Source organism: Labrys sp. F242, assembly GCF_057813875.1.
Map to the genome: position 1 here is coordinate 159,823 of NZ_JBVASG010000006.1, position 26,172 is coordinate 185,994.

A 26,172-nucleotide genomic window follows, 5' to 3' on the forward strand; every position below is an offset into this window, starting at 1 on the left:
GTCAGAATAGACCCAGTTCGACGCTGCGATACACTTCTCTAGGCGCGACGACCGGCATAAACAGGCAGCGTGATGCAGGCGACATTGCCGCCGCCGAGCAGGATCTCGCGCGAATTCTCGATTCCGACGATGGCATGGTCGGGGAAAAGCTCGGCCAGGATGGCTTTGGCCGGGCGGTCGAGGGCGCAGCCGAATTCGGGAACGACCACCACGCTGTTACCGGGATAGTAGTTGATGTAGCTCGCCGCAATGCGGTTGCCCGCCGGCCGCGCCCAGGTCAATTCGACCTGGTCCACCCCCTCGCTTTCCTCCGTCGTGGTCTCGATCGGCAGGGGATGGGGCAGCTTGTGCACTTTCAGCGCTCTTCCCCGGGCGTCGCGCGCCGAGCGCAGCACGTCCTCGGCCTCGCGCACGATCTCATATTGCGGATCGTCCTTGTCGTCGGTCCAGCTCAGCACCACCTCGCCGGGGCGCACGAAGCAGCAGATATCGTCGACATGGCCGTCGGTCTCGTCGAAGGCGAAACCCCGCGGCAACCAGACGATGGTGTCGATGCCAAGATAGTCGGCGAGCTGCTGCTCCACCGCCGCCTGGCCAAGATGGCCGTTGCGGTTGGCATTGAGCAGGCATTGCGCGGTGGTGACCAGCGTGCCCTGCCCGTCGCATTGCAGGCCCCCGCCCTCAGCGATCAGGCTGGAACGGTAACGGTCCATCCGCTCGATTTCGAGGACCTTGTGGGCGAGCTGGTCATCGAGATCCCAGGGGAAATAGAGCCCGCCATTCAGCCCGCCATAGGCATTGAAGGTCCAGTCGACACCGCGCACCTCGCCCTGGTCGTTGACCACGAAATTGGGGCCGCTGTCGCGCAGCCAGGAATCATTGCTCGACATTTCGACCAGCCGCACCGCATCGGGCAGGCATGCTCGGGCATGGCGCCATTGCCGCGCCGAGACGATCACGGTGACGGGCTCGCTTGCAGCAATCGCCGCGGCGACACGTACGAACAGCTTTTGCGCCGGCTTGGCCCCCAGCCGCCAGGTGTCGGGCCGTTCGGGCCAGATCAACCAGCAACCGGCTTTCGGCTCGAACTCGCCGGGCGCGCGGAAACCATCCTGGCGGGGCGTGGTGGTGAGCGTTTTCGACAAGGCGTTCCCTTCCGATGCGAGGCCGCTTCAACGGCCTGCCCGATATCGTAGGGGCCCTGCCGGGGCCGGCGCCATGTCTCATTTGGGATATAGCGTTTTCCAGAAAAGTTGATAGACTTTTCGATTAAGAAAACGTGTCAAAACAAATAGTTATAGCAAAATGTGATTCAGGGAAATCGCATTTGCTCCAGCGCTCACCCAGCCTTCCGCCTTGCCTCCACCGCCGTGATGAAGCCGGCATAGCTCCAGGCCAGATGCTTGGCCGAGGTATGCTCGCCGGTCACCCGGTCGAACTGCTCGGACATTTCGCCGTCATCGGGCGTGAAGGCACGGATGGTCTCCAGATAGGCATCTCCCCGCGCCTTCAGGCGATCGGCTGCTTGTGGGTCCTCCGCCCGCAGGGCGGCCGCGCGCAGATAGCAGAATTCGGCTGCCGCCTGCGTCGAGAAATAGTAGGCCCCGCCGGAGTAATATTCGTCGCCCCGGTAACGGCCGAGGGCAATGCCGCGCCCTTCCGGCCGGCCACGGTTGATCGCATACTCCTCTTCGAAGATCGCATCGAGGCGATCCAGCGTCGCTTCCATCCGGGCATCGTGCGGCGAATGGGTGGGCAGGGCACCGCCGGCATGGATAGAAGCGAGGATGACGGCGATATCGAGGTCCTTCGGTGTCGGCTTGCCGTCCTCGGTCAGGCGCGAACGGTAGAACCCCTCCTCGGGTTGCCAGAAATGGTGGAGACGGCCCTGGATCTCGGCGGCATCCGCCCGGGCGCGCTGCGCGGCCCCGGCATCGCCCTGCGCCGCCAGCCAGGAGGCCCCCTCCTCCAGTGCCGCCGCCTCGATGCGCAGCGTGTAGTAGTGATGCGCCTTTTCTTCCTCCCAGATGTCGTAGCTCGGCTCACGCCAATGGGCGAGGACGAAGCGGATATCCTCGTCCAGCAAGGTTGCGATGTTCGCATCGTGCCGAACGCCGAAACCACGGTGGTTGCTCCAGCGCAGCACCGTCAGCACTCGGGCTGCGATGCCGTCATATTGCGGACGGTTCCAGCGTGAAATGTCGAGGCGGCCGTCCGGATTGACCCGCGTCTCGCCCCGCACCGTATGCGCGGCGAGATCGGCGTCGTCGCGCAGGAACTGCTCGAAATCCGGACTGACGCGGTCGCGCCAGCCGGGTTGCAGCGCCCTGCCCGGATCGGTGCGGATATCATCGAGACCCAGGCTGAAATCCACGAAATCACAGAAATGGGCCGCTGCCGTCTCGCTGTCGAGCCAGCGGGGGTCGATCTGTCGCAGCGCGTCGATCACCACGGCCGAGTCGCGATACCAGTGGAAGAAATAATCGGGATCCGGATCGTAGGAGGCCGGCACGGGCGATGCCACCACCGACCCTCTTTTCGGCGTGATGCTTTGGCCGAAGCCCGGCCGTTCCTTCACAGTGGCCGTGGCGGAGATTGCAAGCTGCATGTTCCTGACGGCAATGGGATATTGCCGCTCGATCCAGCGATCCAGGTCCGTGATCACACTCATCTGCTCTCTCCGATTCTCGGAGCAAAATGCGTTAATCGGAAACGGCATTTTGCTCCAACTCTTTGTTTCCACGCCAATCCAACCGATTGGCCAGATCGTCTTTGCGGTTACTGGCGCTTCCGCCAAATCGCAATATCTCTGGCGATGCTAACCAAGGTAGGGATTGAACAGAAGCCGCGAGGCGTTAAGCAAGGAGCAGAAGCTGATTTGCTCATCGGCCCCGCCGATCCCGCGATCAGCAAAAGCCTGCCGAACGAGGAGTTGTGATGAGCCGCATCGAGACCCTGCTGTCCAAGATGACGCTGCGAGAAAAACTCGGCCAGCTCAATATGGTTGCCTCGGGCTATGCGGTGACCGGCCCGTTGCTCGGTGGGGACTCGCCCGATGCCATCCGCTCCGGCGATATCGGCAATCTTCTCAACATGGTCGGCGTCGATCACGTCAACGAGGTCCAGCGCATCGCCGTGGAGGAATCGCGCCTCGGCATTCCGCTGCTGCTCGGCTTCGACGTCATCCACGGCCACAAGACGGCGTTTCCGGTGCCGCTGGCTGAGGCCGCCATGTTCGATCAGGCCGCCTGGGCCCGTACGGCGCGCATCGCGGCGGTGGAGGCCTGGAATGATGGCCTCGCCTTGACCTTCGCTCCGATGATCGATGTCTCCAGGGACCTGCGCTGGGGCCGCATCGTCGAAAGCGCAGGCGAGGATTCCTGGCTCAACGCCGAAATGGCGATCGCCAAGATCAAGGGTTTCCAAGGCTCGGATCTCTCGGCCGTCGGTTCGATCGCCGCCACCGCCAAGCATTTCTGCGCCTATGGCGCGCCGGTGGCCGGGCGTGAATATGCTTCGGTCGATGTTTCCGACCGCGCCTTGCATGAGATCTATCTGCCGCCCTTCGTGGCCGCCGTGAAGGCGGGCGTTGCGGCAATCATGCCAGCCTTCAACAGCCTGGCCGGCATGCCGATGACGGCGCATGAGCCGCTGCTCAAGGGCTGGCTGCGCGACAAGCTGGGCTTCGACGGCGTCATCATCAGCGACTACAACGCTGTGGCCGAACTGATGAACCATGGTGTGGCCGGCAACCTGGCCGAGGCCGCTGCTCTCTCCCTGCGGGCGGGTGTCGACATCGACATGGTCTCCAACGCCTATCGCAAGCACCTGCCCGAGGCGCTGTCATCGGGCCTCATCACCATGGAAGAGATCGACGCCAGCGTGCGGCGCGTCCTCGGCCTCAAGGAGCGGCTCGGCCTGTTCGATCAGCCTTATCGGCGCGGCACGGCTCCACTGGCCGCCATGGCCGGCAAGATCGACCATCATGAAGTCGCCCGTGACGCGGCGCGCAAATCCTGCGTCCTGCTCACCAATTACAACGAAGCGCTGCCGCTCACGCGCACCGAGCGCATCGCACTGATCGGCCCCCTCACCGACGCCCAGGCCGACATGCGCGGCCCCTGGGGCGGCGCATCGGTCGCCGAGGACAGCATCACCCTGCGCACCAGCCTCGGCAAGGTCGCCACTGTCGTGGTGCATGCCGAGGGCGTGAAGATCAACTCAGACGACACCTCCGGCATCGCCACCGCGGTGGAGGCGGCGCGCCTCGCCGATACCGTGGTGCTATGCCTGGGCGAGGCGGCACCGATGAGCGGGGAAGCCGCCAGCCGCGCCCATCCGGAGCTTCCGGGCAAGCAGCGCGAACTCGCCGAGGCCATCCTGGCGCTCGGCAAGAAGGTGATCGTCGTGCTCTTCGCCGGCCGGCCGCTCACCTTGCCCTGGCTCTTCCCCAAGGCCTCGGCCGTGCTGATGGCCTGGTTTCCCGGCGAGCAGGCAGGCCCGGCCATCGGCGACCTCCTGATGGGGCAGGAATCGCCCTCCGGCCGCCTGCCGATAAGCTGGCCCGACACGGTCGGACAGGCGCCGCTCTACTACGAGCAATATCCGACCGGACGCCCCTTCAACCCGAACGACCACTACACCTCCAAATATATCGACGCCCCCAATGCGCCGGCCTTTCCCTTCGGCCATGGCCTCACCTATGGCGCCTTCAGCCTGTCCGGCCTGAAAGTGAGCAAAACGATATTCGGCCCCGACGATACCATCGAGGTCAGCGCCACGGTTACGAACACCGGCAAACGCGCCGCCTGGGAGACCGTGTTCCTGTTCACGCATGACCTGGTGGCGAGCCTGTCCCGGCCGTTGCTGGAGCTGAGGGGCTTCGCCAGGATCAGCCTCGATCCCGGCCAGAGCGGCACCGTCACCATCACCTTGGCAGCCAGGGACCTCGCCTTCCCCGGCAAGGACCTGCAGCCGGTTCTGGAAGCCGGCGACTTCGAGATCAAGCTGGGCTCGAGCGCCAGGCGCAGTCAACTCCTGAACACCAGGGTGACGCTCAAACTGTGAGACGGACTGGCATAGGTTGCGATTGCCGGACCGTATTGTGGGTTTGAAAAATCCCAACGATCTGCGCGAGAAACTGGCCGCGGCGACACGCGTCGGGCAGTCCTTCGCGTGGGACAGGTTCAGGAACGCAGGCGAATGTTCTGGCGCGTGAGCTGCGCGACGGAGGTGCAGCCCATCAATTTCATGCCACGCTCGATCTCGATCCGCATCAGCTCCAGGGCGCGTTCGACGGCGGGCTGCCCGCCGGCGGCAAGCGGGAAAAGGTAGTAGCGGCCCAGCCCGACGGCCTTCGCTCCCAGAGACAAGGCCTTGAGGACATGCGTCCCGCGTTGCACGCCGCCATCCATGATGACGTCGATCCGGTCGCCCACCGCATCGACGATCTCCGCCAGCTGGTCGAAGGCGCTACGCGAGCCATCGAGCTGGCGACCGCCGTGATTGGACAGCACGATCGCGCTGCAACCGATCTCGGCCGCGCGCCGGGCATCTTCGACCGACATGATGCCCTTCAGGCAGAACGGCCCGTTCCAATGCGTGATCATCTCGACGACGTCATCCCAGGACATGGAGGGGTCGAGCATTTCGGTGAAATAACGGCTGATCGACAGCGCTCCGTCGTCCAGCTTGAGGTGCTCTTGCAGCTGAGGCAGCTGGAAGCGTTCATGGGTGAGGTAGTTGACCGCCCAGGCCGGCTTGATCGCGAATTGCAGCATGCCGGCAAGTGTGAGCCTGAAGGGAATGGCAAAGCCCGTCCGCTTGTCACGCTCGCGATTGCCGCCCGTGATGCTGTCGACCGTCAGCATCATCGCCTGCACGCCCGCGCTTTTGGCGCGCGCCATCATATCGCGATTAAGGCCTCGGTCCCTGTGGAAATAGAACTGATAGATTTGCGGCCCATCGCTGATCCGCCGCGCTTCTTCCAAGCTGACCGTGCCGAGCGAGGATACCCCGAACATCGTACCGTATTTTCCCGCCGCGGCCGCGACGGCCCGCTCGCCCTGGTGGTGAAAGAGGCGCTGGAGAGCAGTCGGCGAACAATAGACCGGCATGGCCAGCTTCTGCCCCATGACCTCGACCGACATGTCCACCTCGGCCACCCCGCGCAGCACGTTCGGCAGCAGGTCGCAGGCCTCGAAGGCGGCCGTATTGCGCCGATAGGTCACTTCGTCATCGGCACCGCCGTCGATGTAATCGAAGATCGGCCCCGGCAGACGCTGCTTGGCCATGCGACGAAAGTCGTGAAAATTGCAGCATTGCCCGAGGCGCATCTGGTTGCTCGCTTGGTTCGGCCCGGGCGCACTCTAGGACATGGCCCGAAACATTGCCCAGGCCCTGCCATGCAGTTTGATGCAGAAAGCTGAAGATGACGGCCTGCGCGGCCCGGTCACAGGCGTTCCACTGATGCTACGCAGGCAGCGCAGACAGGCTGAGGCATTGCTCGAAACTGAAGGGGCGCACGGTCAAGGGCGCGATCGAACTCGCCCTGGGATGTCTCGGATTCATCAAGATCAGCCTGGCTTCCGGCAGGACGGCTGATGGCACCGAGGCAAGCAGGGAGCGGCTGGAGGACAGCCAGTCATCGCCTCTCGCCCGCTTTTCGATCGGATCCGGCGTAAAGGGGATCGTCTCCGGTTCTTCGTCGGTCTCGGTCCAGCCCAGCAGATAATCCTGATCAATTCCTTCAAGATCACGCGGCAGATAGCGCAAGACGATGAGGACCGCGAGAGCCGCCTCCGAAGCGAAATTGACCACCGGCCGCCCCGGGGAGGTCCAACGGGCGCCATGGCGCTCCGCGCCGCTGCCATCGAGAGCCAGGAAAGGGCGCCGCGCCAATCGCCATAACCGCATACCGGTCCGAAGCCTCATCGTCGCAAGAATTCAGCGCAGGCACATACTCTCGCAGCCGATTTATGCAACGGAAAAGGCATGGAGTTCCAATCGGCCGCTCACCCGCTGCCTGCCGGCCAGCGTGGACAAGCCCGTAACACCCCGCTCTCAAATTTTTCGGCCGTCTTGTCGGCTCCCCGCTCTGATCGACGTCCTTGTGGCAACGGGCGGATATCCCGCCCCCGCCAACACAGAGGACCGATCATGTCGAGCCAGACTGCCTCCATCTCCAGGGGTGCCTATTGGACGGGCATCGTGCTCAGCACCCTGGTGGTGCTTTTCCTCATCTTCGACGGCGCCATCAAGCTGGCGCCCTTGCAGGTGGTGATCGACACCATGCAGGGCCTGGGCTATCCGCCCGAGCATGCCCGCACCATCGGCGTGATCACCCTCGCCGCCACGGTGCTCTACGCCATTCCGCGCACCTCGATCCTGGGAGCGGTACTGCTGACCGGGCTTCTCGGCGGCGCCATCGCCACCAATCTCAGGGCGGGCACGCCGATCTTCAGCCACCTTCTGTTCGGGGTCTATCTCGGCGTGCTGATGTGGGGCGGCCTCTATCTGCGCGATGCCAGGGTTCGTGCCATCCTGCCCCTGCTGAGCTGAGGTGGGGGCTGGTTCAGCCCCGCACCATCACCGGGCCGCCGGCCGCCTTCTCGGCCTCGCTGAACTTGGCGGCGGCGCACAGGAAGGCGATGCCGCCACAGACGAGGGCGATCTGGATCCACAGCGAATCGTGGCCCGTCATCAGCACCACCTGGCCCGCCCCGGCCAATAGCGAGAGCAGGAAGAACACCAGCAGGCTATGGCGTCCCAGCATGATCAGAGGCTGCATCACCCGCAATGAAGCGAGTTTCGGCGAGATGCCCAATCCGTAAATGAAGCTGGCCATGCCCAGGAAGTGCACGAGGCGGCCGAGGCCGAGATTGGTCTTGTCCAGGTCAAGCCAGCCATAAACAGCCTCACGCACGCCGAAAGACAGGCCGAAGCCGTTGGTGACCACGAAGGCACCTGCGAAGACGATCAGGCCGCCAAGGGCGAACAGCGGCTTGGAGATCGCAAGCCGGCCCTGCTGCAGCAGCAGGCCGACGGCGATGCCGATCGCCATCATGAACTGCCAGGTGAAAGGATTGAAGAACCAGCCACCGGCGATCGGCCAGGACGGCAGGTTCCAGCCATAATAGCGGGCCAGGCCGTAGAGCAGAGCCGAGGCGGCCAGCATCACGCCAATATGCAGCCGCGCCAGATAGAACAGGGCGGGCACCAGGGCGATCAGGGCGATATAGAGCGGCAGGATATTGAAATAGCCGATCTGGTGGCCAAGCGAGAGCGTGCCGAGCAGGAAGGTGCTGGCATCCTGGGTATAGAGGTCACGTCCATGCATCGCCATGAGATCGGGCATCCGCCAATGCAGCGCACCGGCTGAGAAGATCGCGATGCCGGCCAGCGTCATCAGGACATGGACGCCATAGAGCTTCAGGGCGCGCTTGCCGAGCGCCAGGGAGACGTCGGCCTCCTTGCCGGCGTTGAACTTGCGGCCATAGGCCAGCGCCATGGCGACACCGGACATGAAGACAAAGGCCTCAGCCGAATCAGACAAGCCGAAATTACGCGAGGTGATGACCTCGAAGAGGTTGCCGGGCATGTGGTTGATGAAGATCGTGCACAGCACGAAGCCGCGCCACATATCGACGGAGATGGCGCGCTGATTGGGCTTCACCGCCGGGCTGGCAGCGACCGGGCGCGGCGGGTTTTGCCGGCGATCGGCGACATAGTCGATCAGCAGGCGCACCGCCTCGCAGGCACCGAAGATCAGGATTGCGGTGAGGGCAAACAAGGCCAGCGCCGGAAGCTGGGCGGGCGCCAGCCACAACGTATAGAAGGGCTGGATGAACAGGAAGGTGACGACGGTAGCCGTCAGCAGGATGGCGAACAGGCCGATCCCGAAGCCGAACAAGACCTCAGCAAGTACAACCGCAGGTAGAAACACGAAATATGAATAGCTATGCCAGCCCAGATAGGCCTGCAGGAAATAACACGGCACGAACAGAAAGGCCGTGAGCAGATAGGGGCGGATCGTCTTCACCAGTTGGGAGGGGCTGGATTGAATGTTCATGACACGCGCCTTCCACTTCCATCAAGTCGTCTCGCCGCGACGCGCTCGGATTGCCGCGACCGGCCACCAACACTTTGGTACCCTTCTTTCAGCGCCTCGCTCAACTGAGTCCTGGAGCTTGGGGCATAGTGGCGGTCTCATCCTGTACGGGGGATGAACGAGCTGGGAGCAAAAAAGTTGCCAGAAAAATTGCCAGAAAAGCTGCCTGGCGTGTTGCATCATCGCCACGCCGGTCGACAAAATTGACGTCAAACCGCTTTTGATTGGAATTTTGTGATTGTTTCCCAATTTGTGACACAGCTTGTCGGCATAAGCGCTCCGTCAAGCAGCCTCAGCGCGCGGCCTGTTCCGGCATTGATCCCGTCTTTCAGCGGCAACGATGCAACGGATGTGTCCAGCGATTGCCGGCTTTCGACGAATTCGCTTGTCGCACGGACACAATACGAGCTTGAAATGCGCATGGCTTGGCCGGAATCCGCACGTGTCTTTTCTGTTCTCCGCAGGATCTCAAACGCTTGCGGAGTTTCCCGATACTGCCCGCGAATGGGCAGTATCGGGAAACTCCGCTTGGCCGCGGCGCTTTGCCTCGGCCTCCTGGCCGGACTGGCGGGCGGCAGTCACGGTGCACAGGCCAGCACGCTCGAGGAAATGTCCTTTCCCAGCAAGGCCTTGGGCAGGCCTTTGACCGTGTCGGTCTATCGGCCGGACCTCCCGGCCCCGGAAACGGGTTGGCCAGTGCTCTATCTCCTCCATGGGCGCGATGCGAACAATCGCGACTGGTCCTCTCTCGCCACAATCAAGGCCACGCTCGATCGCCTGATCAAAAGCGGGCGGATCAACCCGATGCTGGTCGTGATGCCGTCCGCCGGCAATAGCTGGTATGTCGATTCCGCCGATGTGAAGGGCCCGGGCAACTACGAAACCGCGCTCCTCAACGAGTTGCCGACCGCTTTCGAGAAGCGCTTCGCGCCCCATTGCACCCGCAAGTCCCGTGCCATTGCCGGCATTTCCATGGGCGGCTTCGGCGCGCTGCGCTTCGCCTTCAAGCGGCCGGATCGCTATGTCGCGGTTGCCAGCCTGTCCGGCGCTCTGTGGCAGAACATTCCGACCTCCCAGACCATGACGGCATGGCCGGGAGCGAGCGGCAGCTATTTCAAGCGCATCGATCAGGCGACCGTGGTCGGCGGGCCCGACCTGCCGCCGGAGGGCGCCCATTTCGGCGGCGCTTTCGGTACGCCCTTCGATGCCAGGCGCTTCAATGACGCCAATGTCTTCACCTTGCTCGCCCGCCAGATCGAGGCCGGTAGCGAACTGCCGGCGATCTACCTTACCGTCGGTGACCATGACGGCCTCAATTTCTGGCGCGGATCCATGGCGCTCTACGAGACGCTGATGGCCGACAAGCTCAACATCGAATTCCGCGTCACCGATGGCGACCACACCTGGTCGCTGTGGCGCAAGACCATCGAGGACGCCCTCGAATTCGTGGATTCGAAGTTCACCCCGGTGACCGCTCCGCCCCTGGTGGCCGTGAGCCCCGCCATGCCGAGCGCCGCCAGCGGCGAACCAGCGCCCAAGATGGCCGGCGGCGAGACCGTGGTGAAATAACCCGGTCTCGGCCTCAATATCCCGATACCTCCATAAATCGGCGAGTTGAGTGCGCCGGTCCCGCGCACTCCCACGCCTCATTCCGGCAAGACAATGCCGAGCTTGGCCATCACGCCGCCATCGATCTTGAAATCGCTGCCTGTGATGAAGCGCGCCTTGTCGCTGGCCAGGAATGCGACGGCCTCGGCGATCTCCCAGGGCTGGCCGATGCGTCCGATCGGGTGACCCCTGCCCCAGGCGGCAAGCGTGGCTTCCGCGGTCGAATCGCCCTTGTGGAGATCGGCGGCCCAGCGCAGCATCGGCGTGTCGACAGAAGCCGGGCAGACGCTGTTGACGGTGATGTTCTCGCCGGCATGGTCGAGCGCCATCGCCCGCACCAGGGCGTTGATGCCGCCTTTGCTGGCGGTGTAGGCGGCGACGGAGGTCTGTGAAGCGAAGGCCTGTACCGATGAGATCGCCACGATCGCGCCGCCACCGCGCCGGCGCATTGCGGGAATGGCGTATTTGGCTGCCAGATAGATGCCCTTCAGATTGACATCGAGCACGGCGTCCCAGACCTCCTCCGGCGTCTCGACCACCGTACCGTAGCGCTGGATGCCGGCGCAGCACACCAGGATGTCGACGCCGCCGAAGGCGCTGGCCGCCTCGGCCGCGGCTGCCTCCATGTCCGCCGCCTTGCGTACATCGCCTGTGAAGCCACGGGCCCTTGAACCGAGGTCCGGGAGCGCCGCTTCGATGGATGCCTTGTCATTGGCCACGATGAGCACGTCGGCTCCACCCTGCGCAAAGCGCGTGGCGCAGGCCAGCCCCATGCCGAGGCTGCCACCGGTTACGATCACGGACTTGCCGGCAAAGTCACTCATGCATTCCCCCTTGCGTCGTCGGCCCCTGCAGGACTGACGCTTCCTTTTCTATTGTCGAGCGTCTGTAGGAAGATTCTGCCGCCCTGTCCCGTTTTTTGAAAGCCATGCGGGACTCTCGCCATTTTGCGATTTTGTCGGCCTCAAGAATCGCGAAGACGCCCCGAACCATAGAACTGGAGCGAAGAAGCGTTGAGGCTTGGACGCATTCTCCTCGAAAGCGCGCCTGTGCTGTTGCAAAAATGTCCCATTTCAGGCAGGAGCGGCACTGGCTGACCGGTTTGTGCCGCAGCGGCCATTGATCTGCCATAATGGAGCTTCCAAAAAGGCAGTTCATTCTACTAAATTGTTTTTGTTTTTTTATTTTGATCCAGTTGGTCTCGTGGCGCCACATCGCTCGGATGGGGATGCCAAGCGCCGCAGCGGCTGGCATCTTGCGATAGGGCGCGTGATGATAGCAGCAATTATTCGGCGTTTTCTTCCTTCCAATCGAGTCGCCCAGCGTCATCAGCTGCCAATATTCGCCCTCGCGGCTTTGCTTGGCTCGACCGCCATGGTGCCTGTGCTCGTCTCGCCGGCCGCGGCGCAGATGCCCAATGCGGGCCCTCCCGCTGTGGGATTCATCGTTGCCGCCAAGATGCCGATCACCCAGACACAGCAATTCATCGGCCGCGTCGAGGCGATCAATCGCGTCAGCGTGGTGGCGCGCGTCACCGCCCAGCTCGAGGAAACCCCCTTCACCGAAGGACGCGAGGTCAAGAAGGGCGAGGTTCTCTTCCGGCTGGAACAGCCGCCCTACCAGGCCGCCCTCGACGTCAACAAGGCCCTGATCGCCCAATATGAGGCGCAGCTTCGCAACGCGAAGCTGACGACCGAGCGCGCCCAGGCGCTGCTCAAGACGCCTGCTGGCCAGCAATCGACGGTCGACACGGCGATCGCCTCGCAGCAGGCCCTCGAAGCCCAGATCCTGGGGGCCAACGCCCAGTTGCGCACCTCGCAGATCAATCTCGACTACACCACCATCGCCTCGCCGATCGACGGCAAGATCGGGCGCTACGCCGTCACCACCGGCAATATCGTCGGGCCGACCACCGGAACCCTCGCCACCATCGTCAGCCAGGATCCGATGTATGTCACCTTCCCGGTCCCGTCGCCGCAATTCCTGGAAATGTCGAAATATTACGGTAGCCGCGGTGGTTTTGCCGCCGTGCGCATCAAGCTGAAGCTGCCCGACGGATCGACCTATGAGCAGGACGGCAAGCTCAATTATGTCGACCCGACCATTGCCAACGGCACCGACACGGTGACCCTTCGCGGCGAGATCGCCAACCCGACCATCGCCGGCGCCCAACCCGGCGAAATCAACCGCCGGCCGCTGATCGACGGCGAGTTCGTCACCGTCCTGCTCGAGGGCGTCGAGCCGATCCAGGTTCTCGGCATCCCGCGCGGTGCCGTACTGACCGACCAGCAGGGCAGCTATGTCTATGTCGTCGGTCCCGACAACGCCGTCGAGCAACGGCGCGTTCAGCTCGGCCAGACAACGCCGGCAACCGCCATGGTCTCGGCCGGCCTCAACGAGGGCGAGAAGGTGATCGTGGACGGCATCCAGAAGGTCCGTCCCGGCATCAAGGTCGCCCCCTCGCCGGCCCCCGCCTCCAACAATGGGGCGGCCAAGTAAGATGTTTTCATCCGTCTTCATCGACCGGCCGCGTCTTGCCGTCGTCATCGCCATCGTCATCACGCTGGCGGGCGCGCTCGCCATGGGCTTCCTGCCCGTCGCCCAATATCCCGACCTGGTGCCGCCGCAGGTCTCGGTCAGCGCGACCTATCCGGGCGCCTCGGCCGCCGTGGTCGAATCCTCCGTGGCCCAGCCGCTGGAAGCGCAGATCATCGGCGTCGACAAGATGCTGTACATGCAGTCGAACAGCGGCAATGACGGCAGCTACGGCCTCACCGTCTCCTTCGCGCTCGGCTCGGATCCCGACATCGACACGGTGAACGTCAACAACCGCGTGCAGGCGGCGCTCGCCAAGCTGCCGGATACGGTGCGAACCCAGGGCGTGACGGTGCAGAAGCGCTCGTCCTCGATCCTGCAGTTCGTCATGTTCTCGTCGGACGATCCCAAGCTCGATCCGCTTTTCATCACCAATTATCTGGCGATCAACGTGCTCGACCGGCTGTCGCGCACGCCCGGCGTCGGCCAGGCCAGCTTGTTCAGCCGCCAGAACTACTCCATGCGGATCTGGTTCGATACCCAGCGCATGACCAATCTGGGGCTGCAGCCCTCCGATATCGCTAGCGCGATCCAGGCGCAGAACGTCCAGGCGCCGGTCGGGCGCATCGGCGCCCAGCCTGCAGCCGCGGACCAGCAATTGCAGCTCAATCTGCAGACTCAGGGACGCCTGGCCACGCCCGAGCAGTTCGGCAATATCGTGGTGCGCGCCAATCCCGACGGCTCCGTGCTGCGCGTGCGCGACGTCGCTCGCGTCGAGATGGGAGCCCAGAATCTCGATCAGACCGCTCGCCTCAATGGCAAGCCGGCCGTCGCCGTCGCCATCTATCTGTCGCCTGGCGCCAATGCCGTCGCGACCTCCAAGGAAATCCAGAAGACTCTCGCGGAGGTTCAAAAGAACTTTCCCAAGGGGCTGTCCTCCACCATCGTCTATGACACCTCGACCTTCGTCTCCGACACCATCGGCGAGGTGATCCGGACGCTGATCGAGGCCTTCATCCTGGTGGTGATCGTCGTCTTCCTGTTCCTGGGCAGCCTGCGGGCCACCATCATTCCGGCCATCGCCGTGCCCGTCAGTCTGGTCGGCACCTTCGCCGTCATGCTGGCGCTCGGCTATTCGGCCAACACGGTGTCGCTGCTGGCCCTGGTGCTCGCCATCGGCATCGTCGTCGACGACGCCATCGTCGTGGTCGAGAACGTCGAACGCGTGATGGAGGAAGAGCCGGACCTGTCGCCGGTCGCCGCCACGAAGAAGGCGATGAGCCAGATCACCGCGCCGATCATCGCGATCACCCTGGTGCTGCTGTCGGTGTTCGTGCCGATCGCCTTCATCCCGGGCTTGACGGGAGAGCTCTTCCGCCAGTTCGCCGTCACCATCTCGGCCGCCATGCTGATCTCGGCCCTCAACGCCCTGACGCTGTCGCCCGCTCTGTGCGCCGTCTTCCTGCGCCACAGCAAGAAGCGCGGCATCATGGCCTGGGTGATGCGGCGGATCGACAATGTCCGCGACGGCTACGCCGCCGTGGTGACGAGGCTGGTGCGCGTCTCCGTGCTTAGCCTGGTCGCCGTCGCCGCCTTTGCGGTGGGCACCTATGTCCTCTCGCAGAAGACGCCGACCGGCTTCGTGCCGGAGGAAGACCAGGGCGCCTTCTTCATCGTTCTGCAATTGCCGGACGGCGCCTCGGTCAACCGGACTACCGCCGTGGTGGAGCAGGTCGAAGGCATCCTCAAGCAGATGCCGCAGATCCAGGACAATCTGGCGATCGTCGGCTTCTCCTTCCTTGACGGCGCCGCCCAGTCGAACAGCGCCTTCATGGTGGCGCGCCTGAAGCCGTTCGAGGATCGCAAGAAGGCGACGGACTCGGCTCAAACGGCGATTGGCAAGGTCTTCGGCGCGACGCAGGCGATCAACACCGCCCAGGTGCTCGCGCTCAACGTGCCCCCGATCATCGGCCTCTCCACCACCGGCGGCTTCCAGTACATGCTGGAGAATCTGGAAGGTGCCGAGCCGGTAGCCATGGCCGGCGTCGCGCAAGGCCTGATCGCGGCCGCAAACCAGGATCCGAAATTGTCGCGCGTGTTCACCACCTTCAGCGCGAACAATCCCTCGATCTTCCTCGATATCGATCGCGACAAGGCGCAGGCCCTGGGCCTGCAGATGTCGGACGTGTTCGCCACATTGCAGGCGACACTGGGCTCGGCCTATATCAACGACTTCAACCTTTACGGCCGCACCTGGCAGGTCAACATCCAGGGCGAGATCGGTGATCGCAACGATACCGAGGCGTTGTGGAAGATTTATATCCGCAACAACAAGAACGAGATGGTGCCACTGCGCTCCATCACCTCGATCTCGACCCAACTCGGGCCGCAGACGATCGCGCGCTACAACAATTATCGCGCCGTGAGCGTCAACGGTTCACCCAAGCCCGGCATTTCCTCGGGCGATGCCATGACGGCGATGGCCGAGGTCTCGGCCAAGACCCTGCCACCCGGATACGGTTTCGAGTGGACCGGCACCTCCTACCAGGAAAGCCAGGCCTCCGGCCAGACGGGCATCATCCTCGGCCTCGCCGTGCTGTTCGCCTTCCTCTTCCTGGTGGCTCTCTATGAGAGCTGGGTGATTCCGATACCGGTGTTGCTCTCGGTGGTGGTGGCGGTGTTCACCTCCTTCCTCGGCATTCTGTTCATCCCGCAATTCCTGGCCTGGGTCGGCTCCATAACGGGCATGCCCGTCGCCACGCTCTCCCTCGACGTCTACGCCCAGATCGGTCTGGTGGTGCTGATCGCGCTCGCCGCCAAGAACGGCATTCTGATCGTTGAGTTCGCCAAGGAGCAGCGCGAAGCGGGCCTGCCGATCCGGGATGCCGCCATTCTCGGGGCCAAGATGCGGTTCCGTGCGGTGATGATGACATCGATCGCCTTCATCCTCGGCCTGGTGCCGCTGGTGATCGCCACCGGCGCCGCCATGGTCAGCCGCCGCGCCGTCGGCACCGCCGTGTTCGCCGGCATGCTGGGCGCCTCGATCCTCGGCATCTTCCTGATCCCGATGCTCTACGTCTTCTTCCAGGGCTTGCGCGAATGGGTGAAGGCCCGCTTCGGCGGCAAGGCCCATGCGTCGGGGGATACACCCTCCCATTAAGCTGGGCCCTTCCGCAGCGCTACATCCCCCGCCACGGCAACGTGGCGGGGTTTTTCATGCCTGAATTGGCAAAGCAAAGAACGGATCTGGCAACTTGGAGCGCGCCTTACTCTATTGCGGGGGAGCTTTGCCGCCTCAACCAGGAAATATACGACCCGTTTTGCCAATGCACCCCCGCCGCACCGCTTGCAAGGATTGGAGGACATGACGGTCGGTGCGAGCGAATCCGCGCCGCGCAGGCGGAAAAACGAAATGGCGAATGGCGAAGGAGCTGAACGCGGCCGGTGCATCAAGCAGTCCGGTACACCTGGCTAGAACAGGATCTACAAAAGAAAACGGAGGAATGAGCCTGCAACTCAATTCCTCCGATCCTGAATTCATCAACGTCGAGTTCTCACAGGTGAAATCTACGCTTGGATGCTACGTGAAGCACCGCCCGGCAGAAGAACACCCACAACCCCGCAACGCAGTCGCTAGCCTTGGCGCCTCTGCTAGCTTGGGTAGGATCTTACGGCAACACGCTCACAAGTCTACCCGTCAAAAATGCCGGGGTCTTTGCGAGAACATTCTTCCCGGCGTTTTTCGCTAAGAATTTCTCATTGAATTTCAACAAGATAGATCTTCAGGCCAATTCCGTCCCGGCGACCGGTCAAATCCATCCTCTGCGCCAAACTCGTCCATTGTTGTTCTTGCATGCGACAGCACGCGCAGACGAGTCCGCAAGTACAGCATCTGGAATCTATGGAAAGGACGAATGTTTTTTCTTTTCTCCTTTGCATGAATGGAGCAACCATGTAGAGAATATGGCCAAAATAGGGCTTTCATAGGTTGAGTTGGCCAAACACGATCCAGATGGAAACAATGACGGATAATTGTTCTGCGATTGCCTATATCGATACGGAATACAAAAATCCGCTGCGCGACAGAATTGCCCGAGTCGAGGGATGGGTGTCGTCAGATCAGCCGATTGATTCATTTTCGGTCTTCGTCAATCGGCAGCAGCTCGGTTATGTCGATACCTGCGAGCGGCCTGACGTTCCCGTTGCAACCAACCGCCCGCATGCACTCGGCTGGAATGTCTATTTCGAACCCCGTAAACATTTGATCGGTGAACTCGGCACGATTCTGGTCGAGGTTGCGGTCAATGGCAACGTCGTTCAGCGCCGTTATCATCGCTATGACCCACGCCCCAATTCGGCGCGGCCAGCCATCTATTTCATGCATATCCCCAAGACGGCGGGAACCAGCACGCGGCGTGCCCTGCAAAGCGACCCGGATATCCAACTACTGCAGGTCTATCACCAGTACCCATGCCTGCATGAAGAGCAGTTCGCCACCTTCACCAACGGCGCCCTTGATGATGTCGACATCGTATTCGGTCATTATATGTATGGGCTTCACAGACATTCCGGCCGGGCCCACCAATATGTCTCCATCGTGAGAGATCCGATCGACCACGCCATCTCATGTTACCTCTACATGAAGTATGTCGTCGGGGATACGCGGATCGTCACATGCTCGTCGATCTTCGATGCATTCGACAATGTCGACGACGTGACATTCGATAATTACATCACGCGATATCTGGCCGGGTATGCAGACCAACAGAAAGTGGGTCCAGCGCAGTTCGAGACAGCCCTGAAAAACGTCAACAATGACTTTGCCTATATCGGTACGGTCGAAAATTACAGGCAAAGCCTGGAGGCAATCAGCTTCTACCTCGGCAAGGAGCTGCCGCATCATGTCGACAATGTCACACCGGCGTCGGATGAGATGGCGGCGCTCGACAAGAACGAGGTCGCAGAGCGTCTCGGCCCTCGACTGACCCATGACCTGAAGCTTTATCAGGCGATACGCCAGAGATTTCCGAGCAACTATTTCTTCGAGACGCGTACGCAATCCCACGCGGTATAGTCCAATCAAGGACGGCGGTCCGGAGGCGGCTCGCTCATCGGCTCGGGCTGACTTGACGACCCCCGGCGTCCGGTTCAGGTTCTCCGATGCGTCGCGAAAATGAAGGACTTTCCATGCGCACGAAACTGATTCTGGCCACGATGGCCGCCAGCCTGGCAATCGGACTGAGCGCCTGCGCGACGGAGCGCGGCATCCCCTACAGTGCCACCGATTGCGCCCGCGCCGGCCGACTGCCCAATAACTGGACGCCGAGTGCCGGCAATTGGTGTCAGCATTTCAAACCGAGATGGCAGTCGAACCGCCATTGGCGTCAACCGGCCTGAGCCCGAGCGTTCGCGCCGGGGGGCGTCGTGCTCACCGCGATTTCGCGGAAATCGCGGGCGCTTTCTGCCGCATCGGGCGGAATTGCGGCATCGGCCCGATGCCGCCGGTTGTTGTAGCAGCATCATTTTTGCCGAAAATCGGGCGGCCCCTTTTCGACACGGTGCTCTAACGCCGCTGCACGAAGTTCTGCGACCTTGCCCTGCGACCTACTTCGCCAACCTTATCGCCAGCAACGTACTGAACAGTTGCTGCCTGTCCGATTCCTTCAGATTGGGCTCGTGAACGACCTTGAAGAAGCTGGCTCGTTCACTCGGCGTGAACGGCCCGTTCTTGAGGTCTTGCGCCACCTGTTGCAGAATCTCCTTGCTCAACCGGGCAATGTCCTGACGCACCGTGTCGAGCGGACGCGGTTGCCATCCCGCCTCCGGCTGCGCAAGCCAATCTGCCAGATAGCGATATTCGACAGCCTTGGCAGCGTTGATCTGGGCAATGATAAAGGGTTCCACCGTGACGGGATCCAGTCCCAGCTTCGCAGCCTCCGACTTGGCGCTCTCGAGCACCTTGGCCTCCTGCGCCAGATCTTCTATCGGCAGATGATTTTGCGCTTTATACCCAGCAACGTCCTTCATGTAGGAGAGACGCTGGCTGACCTTTTCAGCCAGGGGCGTGATCTCGGCGGCAAAAGAGCTTGTCTGAGCCGCCAAGAACAGGCTCACAAACAGCACTGGCAACAGCCGCGCCATTGCCTGGTTCAATCCGATAGGTGACTTGTTCAATCCAGGATCCTCATGGTGATTGAAGCTGACCGTCCGAATGGCGCTGCGACCTATCCACACGATCGTGGAGGCGACTTCACGGATCGCGTGAAGCGCACTCGCCCGCTGCCGGCGCGAGATGCCATGATCCTCTTGCTCCACGCGCATCGAGCCGACACTCTTTGTGCGTTCATGCCATGATTGAGGGAATCGGAAAACCGCGATGAATGAACTCTGGCGCTTGGACGCGATGAAAATCGCCGCGCTCATCAAATCCCGGCAGGTGTCTGCGCACGACGTCGCGATGGCGGCACTTGAGCGGCTGTCTGCCGTCAACCCATCGATCAATGCCGTGGTCGACATGCGGCCTGAAGACGTCCTGGTCCAGGCCAGCCGGATAGACGCCGCCATTGCCCGCGGCGAAGAAACCGGAGTGCTCGCGGGCGTTCCGGTTACCGTCAAGGTCAATGTCGACCAGAAGGGATATGCCACCACCAACGGCGTGACCTTGCAGCAGGATCTGCTGGCGACGGATAACAGCCCCGTGGTCGATAGCCTGATCGAGGCCGGGGCGATCCTTCTCGGTCGCACCAACACACCCGCTTTTTCCTATCGATGGTTCACGAACAATCGCCTGCACGGCCATACGAAGAACCCGCATGATCCCACGCTGACGCCAGGCGGCTCGTCCGGTGGTGCGGCCGCAGCGGTCGCGAGCGGCATCGGCCATATCGCCCATGGCACGGATATCGCCGGCTCGATCCGCTATCCCGCCTATGCCTGCGGCGTTCACGGCTTGCGCCCCTCGCCCGGACGTGTGGCGGCCTATAATTCCTCGTCCCCCGAGCGCGATATCGGCGGCCAGATCACGGCGGTATCCGGGCCGTTGGCCCGCTCGATCGACGACCTCGAGCTCGCGCTCAGAGTGCTGTCGCGCCGGGACGCGCGAGATCCATGGTGGACGCCCGTGCCCCTGAGGGGACCGGAAGTGGCAAGGCGCGTCGCCCTTTGTCTCGATCCGGGTAAGATCGGCACCTGCGAGCCGATCCGCGTCAAGTTGCGCGAGGCCGCCCGGTATCTGGAGGCGGCCGGCTGGATCGTCGACGAAGTCGAGGATCTGCCGCCGCTGCGCGAAGCAGCTGAGTTGCAGATCCGGCTCTGGATCGGCGAAGGCTACGAAGCCAAGCTGGCCGCCGCCGAAAAGGAGGACGATCCGGGGGCGCTCGCCGTTTTGCAGGGTCACCAGGCGCTTGGACGCTCCACGACCCTTGCCTCCTTTTCCCAGGCGCTGACCAGGCGCGCCACCCTGATCCGGCAGTGGCAGCTCTTCATGGAGACCTATCCGATGGTGCTGCTGCCGGCATCGGCCGATCTACCCTTTGAGGATGATCTGGACCTCAAAGGCCGGACCGCGTTCGAACGGGTCTGGAACGCTCAGATCCCGCAGATCGGCGTGCCCTTCCTCGGCTTACCGGGGCTCTCGGTCTTTACCGGATTGAACGGGCGGACCCCAACCGGGGTTCAATTGGTCGCGCCGCGCTTTCGCGAAGATCTATGCCTTGCGGCCGGCGCGATCATCGAGACTGCCTTCGGACCACCATCCGTCGTCGATCCCGTCGGCAGTTGATCCTTCCTGCTGCAGCCTGGGAAGCTGCTCGCCCGCGCCATTCGCAGGAGCGGCACGGGCCATGGCGGAAAGGCCGATCAAAAGACCGGCCCACCATCACCGCGTGTAGTCGAGCTTGCCGTCCGCACCCTTTTTCCAGGTGTAGAGGACATAGCCTGCCTTGGTCAGGTCGCCTTTCTTGTCATAGGAGAGTTCGCCCAGCACGGTCTTGAAGGCCTTGCCCGAATGCATGACCTCGGCGATCTTCTGCGGATCGACCGACTTGGCTTCATCGGCCGCCTGCTTGAGGATCTGCACGGAGGCGTAGGCATAGAGCGTGTAGGTTTCCGGCCTGAAGCCGGTCGCCTCGAACTTCTTGACCAGGCCCGCATTGGCCGGGTCTTCTTCCGGCCTCGGCTGGAAGGTCATCAGCGTGCCGAGCACGGAATCACCGCCGATGGTGGCGAATTCGCCGGAAGCGACGCCGTCACCGGTGAGCATCACGGTGTTGGAGCCCTGATCGCGCAGCTGCTTGAGGATGAGGGCTGCTTCGGTATAGAGCCCGCCATAGATCAGAAGGTCGACACCGGCGGATTTCAGCTTGGTCGCGATCGCCGAATAATCTTTCTCCCCGACATTGATGCCCTCGAACACCGCTTCCTTGACACCGGCGGCATTGAGATTCTTCTTGGCGACGTCAGCCAGCCCCTGGCCATAGGTCGTCTTGTCGTGGACGATGGCGATCTTCTTGCCCTTGTAGTTGGCCAGCGCGTAATCTGACCAGACCTTGGCCTGCTGGTCGTCGCGGCCGCAGGTGCGGAAGATGTTCCACAGGCCGCGTTCAGTCACCACTTCAGCCGTGGAACCGGGGGTGATTTCGATGACGCCATTGTCGGCATAGACATTGGAAGCCGGCGTGGTCACGCCGGAATTATAGTGACCCACCACCCAGGTCACGCCGTCGCCGACGAATTTGTTGGCGACCGACACACCCTGCTTGGGATCGGAGGCATCGTCGCCGATGGCAACCGACAATTGCTGGCCCTGTACGCCTCCGGCGGCATTGATATCCTTGACCGCCATGTCGACGCCGTTCTTGAATTGGGCGCCGATGGCGGCGTTGGGGCCGGTCATCGGACCAGCCACGCCAAGCTTGACCTGCGCCTGCGCGCTGGCACCCAGGGCCAGGGAGGCTGCAAATACTGCTCCGATCAGTAAAGATTTTCTCATGGAAAAATACCCGTTTCGTTCGATCAATTCGTGATTCGATTGTATTTCTTCAGGATATCTCTGAGACGATCATGCGGAATGGCGAAGGAGACATTGTCGTCGCGCCCCTTCATGGTTTCCGCCGCGATCATGGCATTGATGATCGCCTCCTCGGTTGCCTCTACAGTTGCACGCATCAACGGGTCCATCTTGTCGTTGGACATCGTCTCGACTGTGTTTATCTTTTCTCGTGAGAAGGCACCAGAGTTCGCAGTGGAGAAGGCGATGAAGATATCGCCGTCGCCATTGCTGCCGAAACCGCCGGTCCTGCCGATGCCGACCGGCACGCGGCGCGCCAGCCGCTTGAGCTGATTGGGCAGCAGCGATGCATCGGTGGCGACGACGACGATGATCGACCCGTCCGATTCCTTGCGCTGCCAGGACACGTCGGGCATCAGGTCGGTGATTTCCTTGCCGACCGGCACGCCCGCAATGGTCAGATCCGGACGGGATCCGAAATTGCCCTGTACCAGCACACCGAGCGTATAGCCGCCGTCTTCCTTGGACAATTTGCGCGAGGAGGTACCCGTGCCGCCCTTGAAGCGGAACAGGTTCATGCCCGTACCGCCGCCGACATTGCCTTCGGCAATCGGCCCGGATTTCGCCGAATCCAGCGCGGCATAGACATGCTCTTTCTTCACATGCATGCCGTTGATGTCGTTGAGGATGCCGTCCCAGGTCTCGGCGACCACGGGCAGGACCCAATAAAGGTCGCGCAGCAGCGGGGCAACGAGCTTGTTCTCGGCGGACCAGGAGATCACCGCGTCACGCACCACGCCGACGCTGTGGGTATTGGTGATCATGACGGGGCCTTCGAGGAAGCCGCTTTCCTCGACCCAGGTCGTTCCGGTCATCTCGCCGTTGCCGTTGAGGGAGTACCAGCCGGCGTAGACAGGATCAAATTTCTTGCCGCGCGGCAGGATTGCCGTCACGCCGGTGCGGACCGGCCCCTTGCCGACCTCGAGCTTGCCATGGCCCTCGATGATGGTGGAATAGCCGACGGTTACACCCGCGACATCGGTGATGGCGTTGTTCGATCCGGGCGTACCGTTGAAAGGAATGCCGAGATCGCGAGCGCGGGGCTTTTCGGCGGCGAGGGCCGTGCCGAGGCTGAATGCCAGGGCAATCGCGCCTGCCGCACCCAAGAGGCGTTTCGCAAGGAGCCGTTTCGTATTCTGTGCCATGAGGTTCCTCTCCAGTGAGAATGAGCGTGCCGTCGCAGGCGCAATCGTGCATGGCCGGCCCCTGCCGGCGGCAATGCAATCAGCGGTGATGGTGAGCGGCTCCATCTCGGCGGCCGACGGCTACCCCAGCCAGCCAACCTGTCTTTTTCGGCTCGACGAGAACAGGAGGGGTCTAAGACGCCTTGCGCCTGGGCCGAGTGACCTGAAATTGCAAAGGCGCGTTGAAACAAAGTATTGGAGCAAACGGGCCTTCCGACATGAAGGCGCTTTTCCCGAGACCCGACGGGGCGTGCATGGTTCCCCCTTGTTTTCTTGCTATGGCCAAGCTTATGAGCTGGTTGTAGTTTCCGGGGGAGGATGATCGAGCTCTCGGTGGAATACCATGCCACAACCAGGGTATTTCCCGGCTCAAGCGATACCCTGAAGTGGGTAGACTATGCGATTCACCACGCAAGATTTGTCTTTTCATCAGCGTTTCGGCCATCTCCTGGAGCAGGTGGAGAGCGAAACCTTCTGGCCGCGATTCGCCGCCTTCCTGCGCGAGAGCGTGCGTTTCGATTCCTGGGTGGTGCTGATCTTCCGCAAGGCCCATTCACCCCTGCTCGTGCATGAGGGCGACCTCGACAATGTCGTCGACGAGCTGTTCGGCAGCTATCTGCGCCGCTATTTCACCGATGACCCCTTCTATCGCTTCGCCTTGGGGGGCTTCTCGCCAGGGATCTATCGGCTTGACGAGATCACCAGCCCGCAATTTCGGTCGTCCGCCTATTTCCGTGACTATTTCCGGTACAATGTTGTCGAAGATGAATTGCAGTTCCTCATGCCGTTCGGAAAAAGAGAAGAACGTCGTGGGGTCTTGTCCCTCTCGCTGGGATCGGAACAACGCTTTTCCGAACAGGATTACGGCCTGCTCTCGTTGATGAGTCATTGGGTGCTGCCGCTGATCGGCATGGCCGCGCGCAGCGCCCTCGCAGACACCCAGGTGCCGGCCGACAGGCCGGACATCTCCTCGACTGCCGATCTGGAGCAGCGCTTGCGCGCCCATGACGGCCCCCACCTGACGGAGCGTGAAATCCAGGTCGCCTTGCTGCTGCTTTCAGGCCAGAGCAACAAGGGCATTGCCATCCATCTCGGCATCTCGCCGGAGACGGTCAAGGTCCACCGGCGCAACCTCTATGAGAAACTCGGCATTTCCAGCCAGGCCGAGATCTTCACCCGTTTTCTCGGCACGGGACGCCTTCAGGCCTGACGAAACTCGCTGGTCGTTTGGTTTCGGAATGAAGCGCCGCAAGTTAATTTTGCCGGCTAATAAATATCTTGGGCTGCCGTCGACGGAACTGAAGCCGGCGATCCCACCCATGGCGATCGCTGGGGCGCCGCGACGTCGGCAAGCAGGTTCCAATCAGCCCCGATCCTGCGGATTCCCGATCATGGCGCGCAAATCCGGGGCGCGTTCGAGCGATACACCCTCTTCGTGATGATCGAAGTCAGCGCACAAGTCCTGCCAGCGGATTGACTCGCGGCTATTCTCGGCCTTCCTGAGCAGGCATTGGCGATTCACCGGCGGGCTGGCGGCGCCCCCACGATTGATCCGGCATATGAGTGATGTTTCTTGACTGACGATCCCAAGGCCCCTGGCGAGGCGCGACAATCGGGAGGCCAGAGCTTCCACAGGCCCGGGCGCCGGCCCACGGTGGCCGATGTAGCGCGCGCCGCCAACGTCTCCTCGATGACCGTGTCGAACGTGGTCAACGAGCGGTTCGGCTCGATGACAAAGGAGACCCGGGCGACCGTGGAGCGGGCTATCCGCGAGATCGGCTATCGCCCCCATGCCAGCGGCCGCAGCCTCAAGCTTGCCAAGCGCTTCTCGATAGGCGTGGTGGTGATCGATGAATCGCCGACCTTCCTGGCCGATCCTTTCATCACCTATCTGATCGCCGGCCTCAGCAACTATCTCAACCAGCGCGACTACGGCCTGGTCGTCCAGGGCATGTCAGCTGAGCAGTTGCAGGAAGCCGCTCTGATGAAGCGGCATGAGACGGATGCGCTCTGCGTGTTTCTGTCGGGCCCGCAGGCATCGCGCCGTAAGCTGATCGCCCGCTTTGCGGCGCTCGATCAGCCCGTGGTGGTGTTCCAGGAACCGGCTCCTGACAAGCCCTTATTGCACTCCATCCGCCAGGACGATTTCGGCGGCGCCAGGGCATTGGCCGAGCATATGCTCGAGCGCGGCGCCGAACGGATCGTCTTCCTCGCACCGGAGGTCTCCTGGCCGGCGATCGAACAGCGCGTCGCGGGTGCGCGGGCTGCCATGACCGATGCCGGCCGCGCCGAAGCGTACAAGGTCGTCATCTGCGGTGACGGCGGCTTTGCGGCCACCCACCAGGCGCTGGCGGAGGAGACCGCCGCCTCCGGCTGGCCTTCGGCCGTGATGGGCGGCAACGACCAGATCGGCATCGCGGCCCTGAAATGGCTGGCGGGCCGTGGCCTGCGCGTGCCGGATGATATCCTTGTCAGCGGTTTCAACGCCTTCGACGCCTGGCAATATACCGATCCGGTACTCACCACCGTCTCCTCACCGGCCTATGCCATGGGCGCCAAGGCCGGCGAGATCGTGCTCGATACCCTGCACGGCAACCCGCCCGCCACGCGCGAACATCTGTTCCCGGTGGCGGTGCAGATCGGCGGTTCAACCTGAACGCCGGCCTGGC

20 protein-coding genes are annotated in these 26,172 nt (G+C 62.5%); 10 read left to right on the forward strand and 10 right to left on the reverse strand.

All coding sequences use genetic code 11. The features are described 5' to 3' along the window. Nucleotides 1–38 precede the first annotated feature (38 nt). Together aguA and ACZYTC_RS29075 are read right to left on the reverse strand one after the other, a co-directional pair. Nucleotides 39–1,145, reverse strand: coding sequence for an agmatine deiminase (aguA, locus tag ACZYTC_RS29070; RefSeq protein ID WP_434959902.1), 1,107 nt, complete (start codon nt 1,143–1,145; stop codon nt 39–41). A 194-nt stretch (nt 1,146–1,339) separates the two neighbouring features. Further along, the gene (locus ACZYTC_RS29075; RefSeq protein ID WP_441771559.1) at nt 1,340–2,671 is read right to left on the reverse strand and encodes a glycoside hydrolase family 15 protein; all 1,332 of its coding nucleotides are present in this window, start codon (nt 2,669–2,671) and stop codon (nt 1,340–1,342) included. 266 nt (nt 2,672–2,937) lie between these two features. On the opposite strand from ACZYTC_RS29075, the gene ACZYTC_RS29080 reads away from it, so the two are divergent. Next, complete coding sequence (locus ACZYTC_RS29080; protein WP_441771560.1) at nt 2,938–5,067, forward strand: glycoside hydrolase family 3 N-terminal domain-containing protein; 2,130 nt, start codon at nt 2,938–2,940, stop codon at nt 5,065–5,067. A 119-nt stretch (nt 5,068–5,186) separates the two neighbouring features. On the opposite strand, the gene ACZYTC_RS29085 is transcribed toward ACZYTC_RS29080, so the two are convergent. Continuing rightward, nucleotides 5,187–6,335, reverse strand: a complete 1,149-nt coding sequence (locus ACZYTC_RS29085) for an alpha-hydroxy acid oxidase (RefSeq protein WP_488991178.1) — start codon at nt 6,333–6,335, stop codon at nt 5,187–5,189. Nucleotides 6,336–6,471: 136 nt separating this feature from the next. Beyond that, nucleotides 6,472–6,900, reverse strand: coding sequence for an RES family NAD+ phosphorylase (locus ACZYTC_RS29090; RefSeq protein WP_488991179.1), 429 nt, complete (start codon nt 6,898–6,900; stop codon nt 6,472–6,474). Between the two features lie 258 nt (nt 6,901–7,158). On the opposite strand from ACZYTC_RS29090, the gene ACZYTC_RS29095 reads away from it, so the two are divergent. Next, nucleotides 7,159–7,560, forward strand: a complete 402-nt coding sequence (locus ACZYTC_RS29095) for a DoxX family protein (RefSeq protein WP_441771563.1) — start codon at nt 7,159–7,161, stop codon at nt 7,558–7,560. Between the two features lie 13 nt (nt 7,561–7,573). On the opposite strand, the gene opgC is transcribed toward ACZYTC_RS29095, so the two are convergent. Next, complete coding sequence (opgC, locus tag ACZYTC_RS29100; RefSeq protein WP_434959908.1) at nt 7,574–9,070, reverse strand: OpgC domain-containing protein; 1,497 nt, start codon at nt 9,068–9,070, stop codon at nt 7,574–7,576. A gap of 567 nt (nt 9,071–9,637) precedes the next feature. Here opgC and ACZYTC_RS29105 point away from each other — a divergent pair. After that, entirely contained in the window at nt 9,638–10,678 is a 1,041-nt protein-coding gene (locus ACZYTC_RS29105; RefSeq protein ID WP_434959909.1) for an alpha/beta hydrolase-fold protein, read from the forward strand. Between the two features lie 77 nt (nt 10,679–10,755). Here the strand turns inward: ACZYTC_RS29105 and ACZYTC_RS29110 are convergent, their stop codons facing one another. After that, nucleotides 10,756–11,541 (reverse strand): SDR family NAD(P)-dependent oxidoreductase, encoded by a 786-nt coding sequence (locus ACZYTC_RS29110; protein ID WP_488991180.1) that lies wholly within the window; start codon nt 11,539–11,541, stop codon nt 10,756–10,758. Beyond that, entirely contained in the window at nt 11,534–12,046 is a 513-nt protein-coding gene (locus ACZYTC_RS29115; protein WP_488991181.1) for a hypothetical protein, read from the reverse strand. Before ACZYTC_RS29115 ends, ACZYTC_RS29110 begins: the two co-directional genes overlap by 8 nt. Nucleotides 12,047–12,091: 45 nt before the next feature. Between ACZYTC_RS29115 and ACZYTC_RS29120 the strand changes: the two genes are divergently transcribed. The 4 genes from ACZYTC_RS29120 to ACZYTC_RS29135 all read left to right on the forward strand — a co-directional run bounded on the left by ACZYTC_RS29120 (nt 12,092) and on the right by ACZYTC_RS29135 (nt 18,649). Beyond that, nucleotides 12,092–13,216 carry an efflux RND transporter periplasmic adaptor subunit gene (locus ACZYTC_RS29120; protein WP_434959912.1) on the forward strand — a complete coding sequence of 375 codons (1,125 nt, stop codon included), beginning with the start codon at nt 12,092–12,094 and terminating at the stop codon, nt 13,214–13,216. A gap of 1 nt (nt 13,217) precedes the next feature. Beyond that, a complete protein-coding gene (locus ACZYTC_RS29125; protein ID WP_434959913.1) occupies nt 13,218–16,412 on the forward strand; it encodes an efflux RND transporter permease subunit in 3,195 nt (1,064 codons plus the stop codon). A gap of 852 nt (nt 16,413–17,264) precedes the next feature. Next, nucleotides 17,265–18,326, forward strand: a complete 1,062-nt coding sequence (locus tag ACZYTC_RS29130) for a sulfotransferase family protein (RefSeq protein WP_488991182.1) — start codon at nt 17,265–17,267, stop codon at nt 18,324–18,326. Nucleotides 18,327–18,439: 113 nt separating this feature from the next. Continuing rightward, a complete protein-coding gene (locus ACZYTC_RS29135) occupies nt 18,440–18,649 on the forward strand; it encodes a hypothetical protein (protein WP_488991183.1) in 210 nt (69 codons plus the stop codon). Between the two features lie 207 nt (nt 18,650–18,856). On the opposite strand, the gene ACZYTC_RS29140 is transcribed toward ACZYTC_RS29135, so the two are convergent. Beyond that, a complete protein-coding gene (locus ACZYTC_RS29140; RefSeq protein ID WP_488991184.1) occupies nt 18,857–19,675 on the reverse strand; it encodes a chorismate mutase in 819 nt (272 codons plus the stop codon). On the opposite strand from ACZYTC_RS29140, the gene ACZYTC_RS29145 reads away from it, so the two are divergent. Then, nucleotides 19,629–21,032: an amidase family protein gene (locus ACZYTC_RS29145; RefSeq protein WP_488991185.1), complete on the forward strand. Its 1,404-nt coding sequence runs from the start codon at nt 19,629–19,631 to the stop codon at nt 21,030–21,032. The genes ACZYTC_RS29140 and ACZYTC_RS29145 overlap by 47 nt on opposite strands. Before the next feature lie 96 nt (nt 21,033–21,128). Here ACZYTC_RS29145 and ACZYTC_RS29150 read toward each other — a convergent pair whose 3' ends face one another. Then, on the reverse strand, nt 21,129–22,241 hold the full coding sequence (locus ACZYTC_RS29150) for a branched-chain amino acid ABC transporter substrate-binding protein (protein ID WP_434959918.1): 1,113 nt from the start codon (nt 22,239–22,241) through the stop codon (nt 21,129–21,131). 23 nt (nt 22,242–22,264) lie between these two features. Continuing rightward, on the reverse strand, nt 22,265–23,464 hold the full coding sequence (locus ACZYTC_RS29155) for a DmpA family aminopeptidase (protein ID WP_488991186.1): 1,200 nt from the start codon (nt 23,462–23,464) through the stop codon (nt 22,265–22,267). 457 nt (nt 23,465–23,921) lie between these two features. Between ACZYTC_RS29155 and ACZYTC_RS29160 the strand changes: the two genes are divergently transcribed. Together ACZYTC_RS29160 and ACZYTC_RS29165 are read left to right on the forward strand one after the other, a co-directional pair. Continuing rightward, nucleotides 23,922–24,713 (forward strand): response regulator transcription factor, encoded by a 792-nt coding sequence (locus tag ACZYTC_RS29160; RefSeq protein ID WP_488991187.1) that lies wholly within the window; start codon nt 23,922–23,924, stop codon nt 24,711–24,713. A 363-nt stretch (nt 24,714–25,076) separates the two neighbouring features. Continuing rightward, nucleotides 25,077–26,159: a LacI family DNA-binding transcriptional regulator gene (locus tag ACZYTC_RS29165; protein WP_434959921.1), complete on the forward strand. Its 1,083-nt coding sequence runs from the start codon at nt 25,077–25,079 to the stop codon at nt 26,157–26,159. Nucleotides 26,160–26,172: the final 13 nt, after the last annotated feature.